Annotated in this window: 11 protein-coding genes; 4 read left to right on the top strand and 7 right to left on the bottom strand. The window is 70.3% G+C overall.

The window, feature by feature from the left end; all coding sequences use genetic code 11:
• Positions 1-12: 12 nt before the first annotated feature.
• Both ACIRA5_RS01790 and ACIRA5_RS01795 read right to left on the bottom strand, forming a co-directional pair.
• Positions 13-879, bottom strand: a complete 867-nt coding sequence (locus ACIRA5_RS01790) for an acyl-CoA thioesterase II (RefSeq protein WP_067372601.1) — start codon at positions 877-879, stop codon at positions 13-15.
• A 19-nt stretch (positions 880-898) separates the two neighbouring features.
• Entirely contained in the window at positions 899-3,412 is a 2,514-nt protein-coding gene (locus ACIRA5_RS01795; protein WP_352046800.1) for a DUF3516 domain-containing protein, read from the bottom strand.
• 145 nt (positions 3,413-3,557) lie between these two features.
• Here ACIRA5_RS01795 and ACIRA5_RS01800 point away from each other — a divergent pair, with 145 nt between their 5' ends.
• On the top strand, positions 3,558-4,352 hold the full coding sequence (locus ACIRA5_RS01800) for a metal-dependent hydrolase (RefSeq protein ID WP_403686232.1): 795 nt from the start codon (positions 3,558-3,560) through the stop codon (positions 4,350-4,352).
• A gap of 71 nt (positions 4,353-4,423) precedes the next feature.
• Here the strand turns inward: ACIRA5_RS01800 and ACIRA5_RS01805 are convergent, their stop codons facing one another.
• The 4 genes from ACIRA5_RS01805 to ACIRA5_RS01820 all read right to left on the bottom strand — a co-directional run bounded on the left by ACIRA5_RS01805 (position 4,424) and on the right by ACIRA5_RS01820 (position 9,102).
• On the bottom strand, positions 4,424-4,699 hold the full coding sequence (locus tag ACIRA5_RS01805; RefSeq protein ID WP_352046802.1) for a type B 50S ribosomal protein L31: 276 nt from the start codon (positions 4,697-4,699) through the stop codon (positions 4,424-4,426).
• Between the two features lie 33 nt (positions 4,700-4,732).
• Entirely contained in the window at positions 4,733-5,203 is a 471-nt protein-coding gene (locus ACIRA5_RS01810) for a DUF5709 domain-containing protein (RefSeq protein WP_067372614.1), read from the bottom strand.
• Positions 5,204-5,470: 267 nt separating this feature from the next.
• Positions 5,471-7,252 (bottom strand): ABC transporter ATP-binding protein, encoded by a 1,782-nt coding sequence (locus ACIRA5_RS01815; RefSeq protein WP_403686235.1) that lies wholly within the window; start codon positions 7,250-7,252, stop codon positions 5,471-5,473.
• Positions 7,249-9,102, bottom strand: coding sequence for an ABC transporter ATP-binding protein (locus ACIRA5_RS01820; protein ID WP_403686237.1), 1,854 nt, complete (start codon positions 9,100-9,102; stop codon positions 7,249-7,251). Before ACIRA5_RS01820 ends, ACIRA5_RS01815 begins: the two co-directional genes overlap by 4 nt.
• A 338-nt stretch (positions 9,103-9,440) precedes the next feature.
• Here ACIRA5_RS01820 and ACIRA5_RS01825 point away from each other — a divergent pair, with 338 nt between their 5' ends.
• From ACIRA5_RS01825 to ACIRA5_RS01835, 3 genes are all read left to right on the top strand, one after another.
• Positions 9,441-10,187 carry a hypothetical protein gene (locus ACIRA5_RS01825; RefSeq protein WP_403686239.1) on the top strand — a complete coding sequence of 249 codons (747 nt, stop codon included), beginning with the start codon at positions 9,441-9,443 and terminating at the stop codon, positions 10,185-10,187.
• A gap of 86 nt (positions 10,188-10,273) precedes the next feature.
• Positions 10,274-11,983: a peptide-N4-asparagine amidase gene (locus ACIRA5_RS01830; protein ID WP_403686241.1), complete on the top strand. Its 1,710-nt coding sequence runs from the start codon at positions 10,274-10,276 to the stop codon at positions 11,981-11,983.
• A 153-nt stretch (positions 11,984-12,136) separates the two neighbouring features.
• Complete coding sequence (locus tag ACIRA5_RS01835) at positions 12,137-13,630, top strand: cation:dicarboxylate symporter family transporter (RefSeq protein WP_403686243.1); 1,494 nt, start codon at positions 12,137-12,139, stop codon at positions 13,628-13,630.
• A 129-nt stretch (positions 13,631-13,759) separates the two neighbouring features.
• Here ACIRA5_RS01835 and ACIRA5_RS01840 read toward each other — a convergent pair whose 3' ends face one another.
• Positions 13,760-14,215, bottom strand: a complete 456-nt coding sequence (locus ACIRA5_RS01840; protein ID WP_067372629.1) for a MarR family winged helix-turn-helix transcriptional regulator — start codon at positions 14,213-14,215, stop codon at positions 13,760-13,762.
• Between the last annotated feature and the right edge of the window lie 11 nt (positions 14,216-14,226).

The following is a 14,226-nucleotide window of genomic DNA, read 5'->3' on the forward strand; positions in this document are numbered from 1 at the left end:
TTTCCTGCATCCCTACAGCGCCCGGAAAAGCCCCTCCTGGACGACCGAGACGAGCAGGCGTCCCTCCAGGTCGTAGATGCGCCCGCGGGCCAGCCCGCGACCGCCCGTCGCGATCGGCGACTCCTGGTCGTACAGGAACCACTCGTCCGCGCGGAACGGCCGGTGGAACCACATCGCATGGTCGAGCGAGGCCATGTCGAAGCCGCGCTGACCCCACAGCGGCTCCACCGGGATGCGGACGGCGTCGAGGAGGGTCATGTCGCTCGCGTAGGTGAGGGCGCAGGTGTGCACCAGCGGGTCGTCGCCCAGTGGCCCGACGGCACGCATCCACACCGCGCTGCGCGGCTCCGCGTCCTTTATCTCCTCCGGGGTCCAGCGCAGTCCGTCCACGTACCGGATGTCGAACGGCTGGCGGCGTGCCATGCGCTCCAGCGACTCGGGAAGCGCGCCCAGATGCTCGGTGATCTCCTGCGAGACCGTCGGCAGCGACTCCGGGTGCGGTATCTCGCGGGCCGGCGGCAACTGGTGCTCAAAGCTCCCATCCTCAGGCTTGTGAAAGGAGGCGGTCAGATTGAAGATCGTGCGCCCCTGCTGCACGGCGGTGACGCGACGGGTGGTGAACGACCGCCCGTCCCTGACCCGTTCGACCTGGTACACGATCGGCACGCCCGGGCGGCCCGGGCGCAGGAAGTACGCGTGCAGTGAGTGCACCGGCCGGTCGCCCTCGGCGGTGCGCCCGGCCGCCACCAGGGCCTGGCCCGCCACCTGGCCGCCGAAGACCCGCTGCAGTGATTCGTCTGGACTGCGGCCACGGAAGATGTTGACCTCGATCTGCTCCAGGTCGAGCAGGTCGACGAGCCTCTCGGCTGGGTTCGTCATGTGTGGGATTCTCCTGTGCTCACAGCTGGCCGACGTCGGTGACCTTGACGACCGCGCGACCCTCCGCGTCGGAGGCCACGAGGTCGACCTCCGCGCTGATGCCCCAGTCGTGGTCACCGTTCGGGTCGGCGAAGGTCTGACGGACGCGCCACAGACTGTTCTGCGGCTCCTCCACGATCGAGAGCAGCTTGGGTCCACGGGCGTCGGGGCCCGTGCCGAGGTCCTCGTACTCGTCCCAGTACTTGTCCATCGCCTCGCCCCAGGCGTCGGCGTCCCAGCCGGATTCTCCGTCCATCTCGCCGAGCTCGTCGACGTTGTCGAGTGCGGCGAGTTCGACTCGGCGGAACATCGCGTTGCGGACGAGGACACGGAAGGCGCGGGCGTTCGACGTGACCGGCTTGACCTGGTCGGCCCTCTCCTGGGCCTCCTCGGCCGTCATCTCCTCGGGGTTGGCGAGCTGCTCCCACTCGTCGAGGAGGCTCGAGTCGACCTGGCGCACCAGCTCGCCCAGCCAGGCGATCAGATCCTCCAGGTCCTCGGACTTGAGGTCGTCCGGGACCGTGTGTTCAAGCGCCTTGTAGGCACTCGCGAGGTAGCGCAGGACAATGCCCTCAGTACGGGCGAGCTCGTAGTAGGAGACGAACTCCGTGAAGGACATGGCCCGTTCGTACATGTCACGGATGACGGACTTCGGCGACAACGGATGGTCACCGACCCACGGGTGGCTCTTGCGGTAGGTGTTGTAGGCGTGGAAGAGCAGCTCCTCCAGCGGCTTGGGGTACGACACGTCCTGGAGCCGCTCCATGCGCTCCTCGTACTCGACGCCGTCCGCCTTCATCGCCGCCACGGCCTCGCCGCGCGCCTTGTTCTGCTGGGCCGCGAGGATCTGCCGCGGGTCGTCCAGGGTGGACTCCACGACGGACACCATGTCCAGGGCGTAGGAGGGGGACTCGGGGTCCAGCAGCTCGAACGCGGCGAGCGCGAAGGTCGACAGCGGCTGGTTGAGCGCGAAGTCCTGTTGCAGATCAACGGTGAGGCGCACGATGCGACCCGTGGCGTCCGGCTCGTCGAGTTTCTCGACGATGCCGCCGTCGAGGAGCGAGCGGTAGATCGCGATCGCCCGCCGGATGTGCCGCAGCTGTTGCTTGCGCGGCTCGTGGTTGTCCTCCAGCAGATGCCGCATCGCCTCGAAGGCGTTCCCGGGCCGGGCGATCACCGCCAGGAGCATGGTGTGGGTGACGCGGAAGCGGGAGGTGAGCGGCTCGGGATCGGAGGCGATGAGCTTCTCGAACGTGTTGTCCGTCCAGCCGACGAAGCCCTCGGGAGCCTTCTTGCGGACCACCTTGCGGCGCTTCTTCGGGTCGTCGCCCGCCTTGGCGAGCGCCTTCTCGTTCTCGATGACGTGCTCGGGCGCCTGCGCCACCACGAAGCCCGCCGTGTCGAATCCGGCGCGCCCGGCGCGGCCGGCGATCTGGTGGAACTCACGGGCACGGAGCGTGCGCACCCGGTTGCCGTCGTACTTCGTCAGTGCGGTGAACAGCACGGTGCGGATCGGCACGTTGACGCCGACACCGAGGGTGTCCGTGCCACAGATGACCTTCAGCAGACCGGCCTGGGCCAGCTTCTCCACCAGTCGCCGGTACTTTGGCAGCATGCCCGCGTGGTGCACGCCGATGCCATGGCGTACGTACCGGGAGAGGTTGCGGCCGAACTTGGTGGTGAAGCGGAAGTTGCCGATCAGCTCGGCGATCTGGTCCTTCTCCTCGCGCGTGCACATGTTGATGCTCATGAGCGCCTGCGCCCGCTCCACGGCCTGCGCCTGAGTGAAGTGGACGATGTAGACCGGAGCCTGCTTGGTCGCGAGCAGCTCGGTGAGCGTCTCCGTCAGAGGGGTCAGCACGTATTCGTAGGAGAGCGGCACGGGCCGGGTCGCCGAGCGGACCACCGACGTGGGCCGTCCGGTGCGCCGGGTGAGGTCCTTCTCGAACATCGAGACGTCGCCGAGCGTCGCCGACATCAGGATGAACTGCGCCTGCGGCAGTTCCAGGATCGGGATCTGCCACGCCCAGCCGCGGTCGGCCTCCGCGTAGAAGTGGAACTCGTCCATGACGACCTGGCCGACGTCGGCGTGCTTGCCGTCCCGCAGCGCGATGGACGCCAGCACCTCGGCGGTGCAGCAGATGATGGGAGCGTCGGAGTTCACGGAGGCGTCGCCGGTCAGCATGCCGACGTTCTCGGTGCCGAAGATCTTGCACAGCTCGAAGAACTTCTCCGAGACCAGTGCCTTGATCGGCGCCGTGTAGAAGGTGACCTCGTCGCGGGCGAGCGCAGCGAAGTGGGCGCCCGCGGCGATCATGCTCTTGCCCGAGCCGGTGGGCGTCGAGACGATCACGTTCGCACCCGAGACCACCTCGATCAGCGCCTCCTCCTGATGGGGGTAGAGCGTGAGACCGCGTTCCCCGGCCCACGACTCGAAGGCTTCGTAGAGGGCGTCGGGATCTGGGGTCTGCGGCAGCTGATCGATGAGGGTCACGCCCCCATCTTGCCTGTCGACCCGCTCGATGGGGGAATCGGATGCTCGTCCAAAGATCACGACCGTTACGCTGTGGCGCCGACGAAGCGTCAGCGTATGCGGGCAACTGGACAGCGGCTAAAGAAGAATGGGGCGGGGAACGGTCATGATGGGACCAGCACACTCACTCTCGGGAGCCGCGGCCTGGCTCGGTGTCGGAGCGGCAGCGGCCGCCACCGGTCACACGATGCCCTGGCCGGTGCTCCTCGTCGGCGCCCTGATCTGCGCGGGAGCCGCGCTCGCCCCCGACCTGGACCACAAGGCGGCGACGATCTCGCGGGCCTTCGGGCCCGTCTCACGGACCCTGTGCGAGATCGTCGACAAGCTCTCGTACGCCGTCTACAAGTCGACCCGCAAGCCGGGCGACCCACGGCGCAACGGCGGCCACCGCACACTGACGCACACCTGGCTGTGGGCGGTGATGATCGGCGCGGGCACCGCGGTCCTTGCGATCACAGGTGGCCGCTGGGCCGTCCTGGCCATCCTCTTCGTGCACATGGTGCTCGCGATCGAGGGACTGCTGTGGCGGGCCGCCCGCGGCTCCAGCAGCGACATCCTGGTCTGGCTGCTGGCCGCGACCAGCGCCTGGATCCTCGCCGGAGTCCTGGACAAGCCGGGCAACGGCTCGGACTGGCTGTTCACCGCACCCGGCCAGGAGTACCTGTGGCTCGGCCTGCCGATCGTCCTGGGCGCCCTGGTGCACGACATAGGCGACGCGCTCACGGTGTCCGGCTGCCCGGTCCTGTGGCCCATCCCGATCGGCCGCAAGCGCTGGTACCCGATCGGCCCGCCCAAGGCGATGCGCTTCCGGGCCGGCAGCTGGGTCGAGCTCAAGGTGCTCATGCCGGTCTTCATGCTGCTCGGCGGAGTGGGCTGCGCGGCAGCGCTCAACGTCATCTGAGCGAGCGCGTCAGCCCCGCATGCCCGAGGAGGAGTGTCAGCTCCTCGTGCCCGAGCGCGGGGGGCAACCCCTCACGCCGTCCCGTCCTGGCCCGCTCCCTGCCCCGCACCCCCGTACCGCCTCTCGAACTGTGCGATCCGGCCCTCCGAGTCCACGGTCCGGGCCTTGCCCGTGTAGAAGGGGTGGCTCTCCGAGGAGATCTCGACCTCGACGACCGGGTAGGTCTCGCCGTCGTCCCACTCGATGGTCTGGTCGCTCGTCGCGGTGGAGCGGGTGAGGAACGCGTACCCGGCGGCGCGGTCGCGAAAGACGACGGCGTGGTAGTCGGGGTGCTTGTCCTGCTGCATGGGTGCTCCTTGGGGGAGAGGGGCGGGGGCCGGTCAGCCGGACGCGGTGTCCTCGTCGACGATGTGCATCGCGGCCTCCTCGGCCGAGGCCGCGGCCCCGTCGATGCCGACGTCGGTGGCGATCAACCCGCTCTCGTCGTCCTCGTGCGCTCCTTCATTGGGGGCGACGAGACGACCGGAGCGGCTGGCGCCCACTTCGTTGTCCCAGGCTTCGCCGTCGGTGCCCTGGCAGTCTCCGATGCCGTCCCCGTCCGGCTCGGCGACGTCGGGCATCTCCTCCGCGAGGCGCTGGTCCAGGCTCTCGCCCTGTCGGCGCTCCGCGGCGGTCACCCCGGAGTGCTCCACCGCCCACGGCCGCTCCGGTGGGGACCAGCCCCGGTCGAGCGGGTCACCGACACCGTCGGAGAGCAGGGTGTCCTCGGAGTCGAGCAGCCCCGCGTCGTCCTGTACCTCGGATCCGTCGGGCTGGTAGACGTCGTCTCCCCATCCGTCGACGCTGTTCACGGGTACCTCCAGGTGATGCGGGCGAGCCCGATCCCACCGCGCTCGACGGCGGGCGCGCGGGCCACTCGACACAGGCTTCGCCCTTCGCGAACCGGGTGGTTCCCGGGCGTTCCCCGAGCCGGTGCCGATATCCAGCCTTCCACTCCGGTTCGGCACTGCGCAACGCCACAAGGTCCGAGGCGGTACGGGCCCGCCCGCGCAGGCAGGTCCAGGGCGCCGGTGCGACCGCTGTCGCACACGAGCCCGGACCGCACCGGCAGGGCACCCTCACCCGTGCCAGGACCTCCACAGCGCCGCGTAGGCGCCGTCCGCCGCGACCAGCTCGTCGTGACTGCCCAGCTCACAGATCCGGCCGTTCTCCACGACGGCGATGACGTCCGCGTCGTGGGCGGTGTGCAGCCGGTGGGCGATGGCGACCACGGTGCGTCCCTCGAGGACGCGGGCCAGCGAGCGTTCCAGGTGACGGGCCGCGCGCGGGTCGAGCAGCGAGGTCGCTTCGTCCAGGACCAGGGTGTGCGGATCGGCGAGGACCAGCCGGGCCAGTGCGATCTGCTGAGCCTGGGCAGGGGTGAGCGCGATCCCGCCCGAGCCGACCTCGGTGTCCAGACCGTCGTCCAGCGCCCGCGCCCAGCCCTCCGCGTCGACCGCCCCGAGCGCCGTCCACAGCTCGGCGTCGACCGCTCCCGTCCTGGCGAGCAGCAGGTTGTCGCGCAGGGAGCCCACGAAGACGTGGTGCTCCTGGTTGACCAGGGCCACGTGGGAGCGGACCGCCTCGGCGGGCATCCGGGACAGTTCGGCCCCGCCGAGCGTGACGCGGCCGTCCCGGGGCGCGTAGATCCCGGCGAGCAGCCGGCCAAGGGTGGACTTGCCCGCACCGGAGGGTCCGACCAGCGCGAGTCGGGTACCCGGGGCGACCTCCAGAGAGACCTCGCGCAGCACGTCCACCCCGGCCCGGTAGCCGAAGCGCACCTCGTCCGCGCGCACGTCCCGCCCGTCCGGGATCATCTCCGCGTCGCCCGCGTCCGGCTCGATGTCCCGGACACCGACCAGCCGGCCCAGCGACACCTGGGCGACCTGCAGCTCGTCGTACCAGCGCAGAATCAGGCCCACCGGATCGACGAGCATCTGCGCGATGAGCGCGCCCGTCGTCAGCTGCCCCACACCGATCCAGCCCTGAAGGACGAAGACCCCGCCGATCATCAGGACCGAGCAGAGGATCATCACGTGCGTGACACCGATGACCGGGAAGAGCACCGTGCGCAGCCAGAGCGTGTAGCGTTCCCAGGCCGTCCACTCCTTGATCCGGCGCTCCGACAGGTCGATGCGGCGCTCGCCCAGGCGGTGCGCCTCGACGGTGTGGCCCGCGTCCACGGTCTCGGCGAGGGCGGCGGCGACGGCGGCGTAACCGGCGGCCTCGGAGCGGTAGGCGGACGGTGCGCGCTTGAAGTACCAGCGGCAGCCGATCAGCAGGATGGGCACGGCGACCAGTACGGCGGGGGCGAGCGGCGGGGCGGTCACGGCGAGCCCGCCGAGCAGCAGAGCCACCCACACCACGCCGATGGCGAGTTGCGGTACGGCTTCGCGCATCGCGTTGGCGAGCCGGTCGATGTCCGTGGTGATGCGGGACAGCAGGTCGCCCGTGCCGGCCCGCTCGAGGACACCGGGCGGCAGCCCGACCGACCGTACGAGGAAGTCCTCGCGCAGATCGGCCAGCATCCGCTCGCCGAGCACGGCCCCGCGCAGCCGCACCTCGCGTACGAACACAGCCTGCACGACGAGGGCGACGGCGAACAGCGCGGCGGTGCGCTCCAGATGGAGCTCGCGCGCGTGGTCCGCTACCCGCTCGACGATCGAGCCCAACAGGTAGGGGCCGGCCATCGAGGCCACCACGGCCACCGTGTTGGCGGCGATGAGCAGCAGGAAGGCCCGACGGTGCCGCCGGAAGAGTTCGGTCACGTAGGCGCGTACGGTCGCAGGGGCGCCGACGGGCAGGGTGTGCGCCGTCGTCGGGGCCGCCGGGTCGTAGGCCGGTGGGGCCAGGCCGATCATGCGGTCTCCTCGATTTCTTCCAGTTCCTTCAGTACGCCGCCCAGGTCGGCCTCGTCTTCTTTCCGCACGTGGCTTCGCGCGGGTCCGTCCTCTTCCCGCGCACCGCTTCGCGCGGCCTCGTCATCGGTCTCCCGGGTCACCACGGCCCGGTACCGCGGCTCACCGCGTACCAGCTCGCGGTGGACGCCGACCGCCGCGACCTCGCCGTCGTGCACCAGAACGACCCGGTCCGCGTGGTCCAGGAGTAGCGGCGAGGAGGTGAGGATGACTGTTGTGCGTCCGGCGCGCAGGGCGCGCACCCCGTCGGCGATCCGGGCCTCGGTGTGCGAGTCGACCGCGGAGGTCGGCTCGTCGAGGACCAGCACTTCAGGGTCCGTGATCAGTGACCGGGCCAGAGCCAGGCGCTGGCGCTGGCCGCCGGAGAGGGAGCGTCCACGTTCGGTGATGCGGGCCTCCATAGGGTCCCCGGCGTCCAACGACCCCTGGGTGAGCGCGTCCAGGACGTCGCCGCACTGCGCGGCGGTCAGTGCGGCCTCGGCGCTGACAAGACCCGAGGAAGGCACGTCGAGCAGCTCGCGCAGCGAGCCGGACAGCAGCACCGGGTCCTTGTCCTGGACGAGGACGGCCGTACGGGCGGAGTCGAGCGGCAAGTCGTCGAGGGGTACGCCTCCGAGGAGCACTGAGGTGCCCCCCTCCGTGGGGTGGCCACCCAGCCGCGCGGCGAGCACACCCGCCGCGTCCGGGTCGCCGCACACCACGGCGGTGAGCCGCCCGGCGGGCGCGAGCAGCCCGGTCGCGGGGTCGTACAGATCACCGGCCGGCACCTCGGCCGAGCGCGATCCGCCGCTGTCCATGGCCCGTTCCAGGGACAGCACCCGGGCGGCGCGCTTGGCGGACGGGCGGGAGAAGGAGTAGGCCATCGCGATCTCCTCGAAGTGCCGCAATGGGTACGTGAGCAGCATGACCGCGCTGTACACGGTGACGAGTTCGCCGACCGTGATCCGGCCGTCGCGGGCCAGGTGAACGCCACGCCAGATGACGGCGATCATCAGCAGGCCGGGCAACAGCACCTGGATGGCCGAGATCAGCGACCACATACGGGCGCTGCGCACGGCCGCGCGGCGGACCTCCTGGGAGGCGCGGCGGTAGCGGTCGAGGAACAGTTCCTCGCCGCCGATGCCGCGCAGCACGCGCAGGCCCGCGACCGTGTCCGAGGCCAGCTCGGTGGCGCGGCCGGCCTTCTCGCGCTGGAAGTCCGCGCGCCGGGTGGCACGGGGCAGCAACGGCAGTACGGCGAGCGCCAGGACGGGCACACCCACCGCGACAAGTATGCCGAGCGCGGGCTGGTAGACGACCAGGCCGGCACAGACCAGCACGACGGTCAGGGCGGCTGCCGCGAACCTCGACAGGGCCTCCACGAACCAGCCGATCTTCTCGACGTCGCCGGTCGAGACCGCGACGACCTCGCCGGCCGCGACACGTCGCGTCAGGGCGGAGCCCAACTGGGCGGTCTTGTGGGCCAGCAGCTGCTGGACGCGCGCGGCGGCGGTGATCCAGTTGGTGACCGCGGCGCGGTGCAGCATGGTGTCGCCCAGCGCGATGCAGGCGCCGCACAGCGCCAGCAGCCCACCGGTCAGGGCGAGTCGGGTGCCGGAGCGGTCGACGACTGCCTGGACGGCGAGGCCGACGCAGAACGGCAGCCCGGAGACGGCCACGAAGTGCAGCAGTCCCCAGGCAAGGGCCTTGAACTGCCCGCCGAGCTGATTCCGGCCGAGCCACCACAGGAATCGGGGACCCGAGCGCGCGTCCGGCACACCCGGGTCGGGATAGGGAAGGTCTTGAATCTGCATGACGTCCCAGTGGCTCGTGTAAGGGGTGGGGTCAGGGGGTGGGGCCGGGGCGATGCCGTGGCGTTCCGGCGACCGGCCGACCGTGGGGGGTCGGCAGCAAACCGTGAAAGGTTCGCGTCACGGCGCTACCGGAGGCAAACGGTTTTTCATCCCAGGACATGGATTCAGGACAGAGAATCGGGACACGCGTTCGGGAGACAGGAGTTGGGTCAGGGGCTCCGAGACAAGGCTGGGACCGCTTCCGGCCCATCGAAAGAGTGCCCGGAAAGGCAACACCTGACCGAGAAGTCGGGGGGGTAGGCGTTATTCGTCCGATACGTGATGCAACGATGGGCCGCATGCGAAAAGACGGTGCGAGGCGTACGGGGTTCACCGCTGTGGCGTGCGGTGTCCTCGCTGTGTTCCTGTCGGCCTGTGGTGGTTCGGAAGGGGGGAACGGTGCGGCGAAGGGCCACGGCGGAGCCGGTGCCAAGGGAGAACACGCCCCCGCGCGCACCGTCGATCTGACCCGGATACCCGAGGTGGGCAACCGTCTGCAGGCCCGGATTCCGTCCAACGCCCACCAGGTGGTGGCGGTCTACGGCGAGGGCAGGGACTCCGCCGACGCCACGGTCGTGCTGTACGCGAAATCCGGATCCACCTGGGACGAGCGGCGTTCCTGGCACGCGCACAACGGGACGAAGGGCTGGACCACCGACCATCATGAGGGCGACAAGCGCAGCCCCGTCGGGGTGTTCTCGCTCACCGACGCGGGCGGAGTGCTCGACGACCCGGGCGCCCTGCTCCCGTACGACCACTCGGCGGCCTATCAAGCTCCCCGCGACTGGGCCAGGTCGCACTGGCACGACTTCGACTACGTCGTCGCCATCAACTACAACCGCCGTGTGGGAACCCCGCCGGACGACCCGGACCGTCCCCTGGGTCAGTCGAAGGGCGGCAGCATCTGGCTGCACATGGACCATGGCAGCGGTACGTCCGCGTGTGTCAGCGTGCCCAAGCCGGCCATGGAATACCTCCTGCGGACGCTCGACCCGCATCAGCACCCCGTCATCGTGATGGGGGACAAGGCCGATCTGAAGGTGTAGCGGCCGCGGCCGACCGGGCCGTCCCGCGTGGCGCGGTGACCGAGTGCCCATTGCGGGCGGGCCGACTCCCCCGTAGAACACCGCACATGAGAAGACGGATCGTCATGTCCATGCTCGCCGGAGTGATCCTCTCGGCGAGTACCTTCCTGGGAGCGGGCCCGGCCCCGGCGGCAGTGCCGGCGGACGCAGCCCGGCCCGCCGCCTCCCCCGCCCGGTCGACGGACCGGGTCGCCGCCACGCCCCGCGACGCGCCCTTCGATGCGCCCGCCGGGACTGCCGCTGACACGCCCGCCGAGTTCGGCACCGACTGGCACGACCCGCTGACCGCCGCCCCGCCGGTGGCGAGACCGGCCACCACGTCCTGCGCGGTGACGGTCGCCGAGGCGCAGTTCCGTGACTTCACGCCGTACCGGGGCACGTACACACCGCCGAGCGGCTGCGGCGACCGCTGGAGCAAGGTCGTCCTGCGACTCGACGGCAACGTCAAGGGGCGCCAGTTCGACCGGCTCGGCTATCTGCACATCGGCGGCGTGGAGATCTTCCGTACCTCCACCCCGGAGCCTTCGCCCGACGGCATCGAGTGGTCCGTCGAGAAGGACGTGACCAGGTACAGCGACACGTTCCGGCGCGGCGGCGACGTCGAGATGCTCATCGGGAACGTCGTCGACGACACGTACACCGGAGTCCTCGACGTGAAGGTGACCCTGACCTTCTACGCGCAGGGCGGCGCGGTGAAGTCCGCCGCGACCCCCGACCGTGTCCTCACCCTCCAGGACGGCACCCTCACCACCCCGCGCAACAGCGAGCGCATCGTCGCCGAGGTGTACGCGACCGGCTCCGGTGGCGGCTGCGAGGAGTACTGGTACCTGACGGTGCCCGACCCCGCCCCGTACTCCTGCAAGGCGGACAAGGGCCCCTATCGCGAGGTGCAGATCAAGGTGGACGGCCAACTCGCGGGCATCGCGGAGCCGTTCCCGACCGTGTGGACCGGCGGCTGGTCCAACCCCTTCCTCTGGTACGTGATCCCGGGCCCACGCGCCTTCGACATCAAGCCGATCGAATACGACCTCACGCCCTACGCCGGTGTCCTCAACGACGGTCGCCCGCACCGGATCGACGTCTCCGTCGTGGGCGTCCCCGCGGGCCAGTCCGGCTGGAGCGCCCCGGTCGACGTCCTCGTCTGGCAGGACGCGAAGCGCGCGCACGTGAGCGGCGCGCTCACCGAGGTCAGGGCGGGCGACCTCACCAACTCCTCGACGTACACACCTGGTTCACAAGAGCGGCTCGACACCGTGGGCGGACACTGGCTGACGACCGCCGGATACGTCGACACCTCGCACGGCCGGGTGTGGACCACCGTGCGCCGCACACTCGCCAACACCTCCGCGCACCACTGGACCGACGGCGAGAACACGGACGCGCTCAAGGCCACCTGGACCGACGACGAGACGGTCACCGTCGATGGGCGCGGACCGGTCGGCGTGCGGCGCACCCACCGCACGTACACCATGGACGGCACCACGACGCTCGCCGCGGACGACCGGTTGCGGACTGTGCTGACGCTCGGCGACCGGGCCGCGGCCGACGAGACGCGCGGCGGCCGGCGCATCACGTGGTCCCGGCTCGACGACACGTACGCGGGAGACGCGACGTACACCGCGAACGTGCCCCGCGACCAACGGCATGCGGTCGGTACGACAAGCGAGCGGTACCGGCTGTACGGCTCGGACGGCTGCTACGACCGCGTTCTGGTCACCGCGCAGGGAGTGCTGACGCGCGATCGCGGCGACTGCTGAGCCTGCTGGGGCCCCGCGCGCGGAACGGCACGTCTGTTCCAGGATTTACATGGACGTGACACAGAGGTATCCGGCGGCACCGGCAACTCCTCAAGAGTGATCGCTGCGGAAGGAAGTTTCCGCATACCAGAAGTCCCCTCTGGAGGAGTGCCCGTGCCGCCGTCCGTACCGTCCCCGCGACGCGTCGCACGCATACTGCGTACCTCACTGTTCGCGCAGGTCGCCTGTGCGCTCGTACTCGGAATCGTCGTAGGAAGGTTGTGGCCGGACACGGCCACGACCTTCCAGCCGCTCGGGGACGGTTTCGTACGCCTCATCAAGGCGGTCATCTCACCGCTCGTGTTCTGTGTGGTGGTCGTCGGCATCACCAAGGCCGGTGACCTGAAGGCCTTCGGCCGGATCGGGCTCAAGGCCCTGGTCTGGTTCGAGGTCGCGTCCACCGCCGCACTGCTCCTCGGTCTGATCGCGGCGAACGTCGTCGGCCCGGGCTCGGGCATGCACGCCGACCCCTCGAAGCTCGACGCCTCGGCGGTCGACGGCAGGACCGGCGGCGGCTCGCTGCCGTCGACCGGCGAGTTCATCCTGAACGCGCTGCCGCAGAGCGCGGTCGGGGCCTTCGCCGAGAACTCCCTGCTCCAAGTCCTCGTCCTCGCCTGCCTGGTGGGCGCGGCACTGCTTCACCTCGGCAACTCCAAGGTGCCCAAGGTGCTGCCGGCCGTCGAGCAGGTCCAGGACGTCGTCTTCGCGATCGTCGGCTTCCTCATGAAGCTGGCACCGCTCGCGGTGTTCGGCGCGATGGTCCATCTGGTGGGGGAGTACGGGCTCGGCGTCATCAAGACGTACGGCAAGCTGATCGTCCTGTGCTACGCGGTCGCGCTGGTGTTCCTCGCGCTCCTCGCCGTCGCTCTGAAGGCGGTCACGGGGCTCAGCCTGTGGAAGTTCGTCCGTTACACCCGCGAGGAGATGCTGCTCGCGCTCGGAACCGCCTCCAGCGAGACCGTCATGCCGCGCATGATGCAGAAGCTGCGCCAGGCGGGCTGCCGCGACGACGCCGTGGGCCTGGTCCTGCCCACCGGCTACTCCTTCAACCTCGACGGCGCCTCGATCTACCTGTCGATCGGCACGTTGTTCATCGTGCAGGCGGTGGGCGTGGATCTGAGCCTGGGCCAGCAGATCACGGTCGTCCTCGTTCTCATGCTGACCAGCAAGGGCATGGCGGGTGTGCCGGGTTCCGCCTTCCTCGCTCTGTCGGCGACGGCCTCCTCGCTCGGTGTCATCCCCGCCGGAGCCGTCGCCCTCCTCCTCGGCGTGGACCGCATCATGGACTCGATGCGCGTCGCGACCAACCTCCTCGGCAACTGCGTCGCCGTCTTCGCGGTCTCCCGCTGGGAGGGTGCGCTCGACACGGAACGGGCGAAGAAGATGCTGGACGGCGAGATCGCGTTCGTGGAGGAGGATGACGAGCCGCCGACGCGGCAGTCGCCGACGGAAGAACCGGGGCCCGAGTCGACCAAGGCGGAAGCCCCCGGCCGTTCGACCAAGGCGGAAGTCCCCGCCCACTCGGTCAGGCCGGAAGTCCCCGTCCATTCGGTCGAGCCGGAAGTCCCCGCCCGGTCGGCCAAGGGGCCTGCCCCCGAGGCCGGTTGACCGACCCGGGACGGGGCACCGCCCCGGCGCCTCCGGAACGGGCCGCGCGCACGCACTCCAGTCGTACGGAGTGGGGCCGCGGCCCGTCGCGTTGTCCGCCGCGTGACGAGGCCGCCCGCGGCAACCCCCTCAGCAGCGGTGCTCAAGCCTGGGCATGCCGTCCACCAGCGTGTCCAGCAGCCCCCCGAGCACCTCGCGCTGCTCGTCCGTCAACGGCGCCAGGATCTCCTCCGCGGCCGACCGGCGTGCGCCGCGCAGCTCGCGCAGTGCCTCGCGCCCCTCGTCCGTGACCTCGATCCGGATCACCCTCCGATTGGTGGGATCGGGGACCCGACGCACCTTCCCGCTCGCCTCCAGGCCGTCGACCAGCGTGGTCACGGCCCGGGGCACCACCTCCAGGCGCTCGGCGAGATCCGCCATGCGCGGCGGTGAGCTGTAGTGCGCGAGCGTGCGCAGCAGCCGGGACTGGGCCGGGGTGATGCCCAGTTCGCGCTGCTCCAGGTGCCGCTTCTGGATGCGGTGCACACGTCGGGTCAGCCGCAGCAACTGCTCGGCGAGCAGGCCGTCGGCATCGGGGGTGGTCATACGGGAACAAT

It is taken from the genome of Streptomyces sp. NPDC096311 (genome assembly GCF_044763085.1).
GTDB lineage: Bacteria > Actinomycetota > Actinomycetes > Streptomycetales > Streptomycetaceae > Streptomyces.

Coding starts and splice junctions, on each gene's coding strand:
- ACIRA5_RS01820 (WP_403686237.1), bottom strand. CDS start 9,102: ATGCAGATTCAAGACCTTCCCTATCCCGACCCGGGTGTGCCGGACGCG.
- ACIRA5_RS01805 (WP_352046802.1), bottom strand. CDS start 4,699: ATGCAGCAGGACAAGCACCCCGACTACCACGCCGTCGTCTTTCGCGAC.
- ACIRA5_RS01800 (WP_403686232.1), top strand. CDS start 3,558: ATGATGGGACCAGCACACTCACTCTCGGGAGCCGCGGCCTGGCTCGGT.
- ACIRA5_RS01815 (WP_403686235.1), bottom strand. CDS start 7,252: ATGATCGGCCTGGCCCCACCGGCCTACGACCCGGCGGCCCCGACGACG.
- ACIRA5_RS01790 (WP_067372601.1), bottom strand. CDS start 879: ATGACGAACCCAGCCGAGAGGCTCGTCGACCTGCTCGACCTGGAGCAG.
- ACIRA5_RS01830 (WP_403686241.1), top strand. CDS start 10,274: ATGAGAAGACGGATCGTCATGTCCATGCTCGCCGGAGTGATCCTCTCG.
- ACIRA5_RS01825 (WP_403686239.1), top strand. CDS start 9,441: ATGCGAAAAGACGGTGCGAGGCGTACGGGGTTCACCGCTGTGGCGTGC.
- ACIRA5_RS01840 (WP_067372629.1), bottom strand. CDS start 14,215: ATGACCACCCCCGATGCCGACGGCCTGCTCGCCGAGCAGTTGCTGCGG.